3 protein-coding genes are annotated in these 3,005 nt (G+C 73.8%); 1 reads left to right on the top strand and 2 read right to left on the bottom strand.

Annotated features, from left to right (window positions below; translation table 11 throughout):
- Nucleotides 1–1,254: ornithine--oxo-acid transaminase (gene rocD / locus ACOV8S_RS27490; RefSeq protein ID WP_448321126.1), on the bottom strand; the 1,254-nt coding region annotated here is incomplete at its 3' end.
- Nucleotides 1,251–2,063, bottom strand: a complete 813-nt coding sequence (gene ddaH, locus ACOV8S_RS27485) for a dimethylargininase (protein ID WP_448321125.1) — start codon at nucleotides 2,061–2,063, stop codon at nucleotides 1,251–1,253. The genes rocD and ddaH, both read right to left, overlap by 4 nt.
- A 146-nt stretch (nucleotides 2,064–2,209) precedes the next feature.
- Here ddaH and ACOV8S_RS27480 point away from each other — a divergent pair, with 146 nt between their 5' ends.
- Nucleotides 2,210–2,959: a LytR/AlgR family response regulator transcription factor gene (locus ACOV8S_RS27480; RefSeq protein WP_448321334.1), complete on the top strand. Its 750-nt coding sequence runs from the start codon at nucleotides 2,210–2,212 to the stop codon at nucleotides 2,957–2,959.
- The last annotated feature ends 46 nt before the right edge of the window (nucleotides 2,960–3,005 follow it).

Below are 3,005 nucleotides of genomic sequence, written 5' to 3'. Positions count from 1 at the left end.
GATGGTGGAGCCGTGGGTGTCCTTCACCAGGACGCCCTCGGCCAGCAGCCGCTCGCCGATCTCCCGCCCCGTGCCCAGCGCGGGGTCCACGTCGATCCCCGCCCACAGGCCGCGGGTGCGGAAGGCCCGGACCCCCCGGCCCACCAGCGGCGCCAGGCCGTCGCGCAGCACGATGCCCAGCTCGGCCGCCCTCCGCTGGTACTCGCCCGTCTCCAGCAGCCCCACCACCGCGGCGCCCACCGCCGCCGCCAGCGGGTTCCCGCCGAACGTCGAGCCGTGCGTGCCCGGGCCCAGCACGCCCAGCACCTCGCGCCGGCCCACCACCGCGGACACCGGCACGATGCCGCCGCCCAGCGCCTTGCCCAGCAGCACCAGGTCGGGGGTGACCTCCTCCAGGTCCACGGCCAGCGTGGAGCCGGTCCGCCCCAGCCCCGACTGGATCTCGTCGGCGACGAACAGGCAGCCCGCCCGCCGGGTGATCTCCCGGACCCCCGTCAGGTAGCCGTCGTCCGGCACGATCACCCCCGCCTCGCCCTGCACCGGCTCCAGCAGCACCGCCGCCGTCGACCCGTCCACGGCCGCCTCGAGCGCGGCCAGGTCGTTGTACGGGACGATACGGAAGCCCGGCGTGAACGGGCCGAAGCCGGCCCGGGCCGACTCGTCGGTGGAGAAGCCCACGATCGTGGTCGTCCGGCCGTGGAAGTTGTCGGCGGCGACCACGATCGTCGCCCGGCCCTCGGGGACGCCCTTGACCTCGTAGGCCCACTTGCGCGCCACCTTCACCGCGCTCTCCACCGCCTCGGCGCCGGTGTTCATGGGCAGCACCATCTCCTGCCCGGTCAGCGCCGCCAGCCGCTCCGCGAAGCCCGCCAGCTGGTCGTTGTGGAACGCCCGCGAGGTCAGCGTGAGACGGTCCAGCTGCCGGTGGGCCGCCTCCACCAGCACCGGATGGCGGTGGCCGAAGTTCAGGGCGGAGTAACCGGCCAGCAGGTCGAGGTAGCGGCGGCCCTCCACGTCCTCCACCCAGGCGCCCTCCGCCCGGGCCACCACCACCGGCAGCGGATGGTAGTTGGGCGCGAGGACGGCCTCCTCGGCGCGGATCAGCCCGGCGGAGTCCCGCCTGCCGCCGGACACGGAACCGGAACCGGAGCCGGGGACGGGGCCGGAGCCGTGGGCGCCGGGGGAGTCGATCCCGCGGCCGTCGGGGTCGCCGGAGCCGCCGGGGCGGCCGGAGGGAACGGTGGGCGCGGTCATGATCGGACCTCCAGGGTGCAGCACTTGATGCCCCCGCCGGCCTTGCGGAACTCCGACAGGTCGACGGGGACGGGGACGTAGCCGAGACGCGCCAGCTCCTCGCCCAGGGCGACGGCCCCGGGCGCGACGAACACATGACGTCCGTCGGAGACGGAGTTCAGACCGAAGGCCAGTGCGTCGCCCAGCGTGGCGATCACCGCGTGCGGGAACAGCCGCTCCAGCACCTCGCGGCTCTCCGGCGCGAAGGCGTCCGGGTAGTAGGCGACGTTCTCGTCGTCGAGGGCGAACAGCGCGGTGTCGAGGTGGTAGAAGAACGGGTTCACCAGCCGCAGCCCCACCACCGGCACGCCGAACAGCTCCTCGGCCTCCCGGTGCGCCTCAGGCGTGGTGCGGAACCCGGTGCCCGCCAGCACGCGGCCGCCCACCGGCACCAGGTCGCCCTCGCCCTCGCACACCGACCGGGCGCGCCGCACCGGGATGCCGGCGTCCTTGAGCCACAGCTCGTAGTGGTCCGCCTCGCCCCGCCGCTGGGGCGCGTGGAACACCGACCCCAGCGCCCGCCCGCCGAGCACGAGGGCCGCGTTGGCGGCGAACACCATGTCGGGCAGCCCCGGCGCCGGCGGCAGGGTCTCCACCGCGTGGCCGTGCGCCCGGAAGGAGGCCACCAGCGACTCCCACTGCCGGTGCGCACGGCGGACGTCGACCTCCTCGTCCGGATGCATCCAGGGATTGATCGCGTAGGACACGTCGAAGTGTCGGGGCTCGCACATCAGGAAGCGCCGGGGGCGCGACTGTCGTCTCACGGCCATGCCCCCACGTTAGGAAGAGGGCAAAGAGCCGACAAGCGACCAAGCGGGGTGTTCCGGAGCGGATCGCACCTTCCCGCACCCGGGAGCGTTCCGGCATGCCGGGCAACCATGTCCAAATGTGCGAACAGCTCCTACACTCCACCTTCATGCTGCGCGCCCTCGCCGTCGACGACGAACGCCCCTCCCTGGGCGAACTGCTCTACCTGCTGGACTCCGACCCGCGGATCGGCAAGGTCGAGGGCGCCGGCGACGCGACCGAGGCGCTGCGCCGCATCACCCGCGCCCTGGAGTCGGGACCCGACGGCCCCGAGGCCATCGACGTGGTCTTCCTCGACATCCAGATGCCCGGCCTCGACGGCCTCGAGCTCGCCCGCCTGCTCACCGGCTTCGCCAGCCCGCCGCTGGTCGTCTTCGTCACCGCGCACGAGGACTTCGCCGTGCGGGCCTTCGACCTCAAGGCGGTCGACTACGTCCTCAAGCCGGTCCGCCGCGAACGCCTCGCCGAGGCGGTCCGCCGGGCCCACGAGCTGCGCGCCGCCCGCATACCCGTGCACGAACCCGAACCGGACTCCATCGCCGTCGACCTCGGCGGGGTGCGCAGGCTGGTCCAGGTCGAGGACATCACCCACGTCGAGGCCCAGGGCGACTACGCCCGGCTGCACACCTGTGGCGGCAGCCACCTGGTCCGCGTCCCGCTCTCCACCCTCGAGGAACGCTGGCAGCCCCACGGCTTCGTGCGCATACACCGCCGCCACCTGGTCGCCCTGCGCCACATCGAGGAGCTCCGCCTCGCCGCCGGCACCGTCAGCGTGCTGGTGGGGGACGTGGAACTCCAGGTCAGCCGTCGTCACGCGCGTGAACTGCGCGAACTGCTGATGCGCCGCGGCGCCGCATAGGAAGCCGGCCCGCACCATGCCCCACGACCCCGGCCAGGCCCCCGAG

Source organism: Streptomyces sp. CO7 (assembly GCF_053474865.1).
This window is presented reverse-complemented; position numbering and strand designations above follow the sequence as displayed.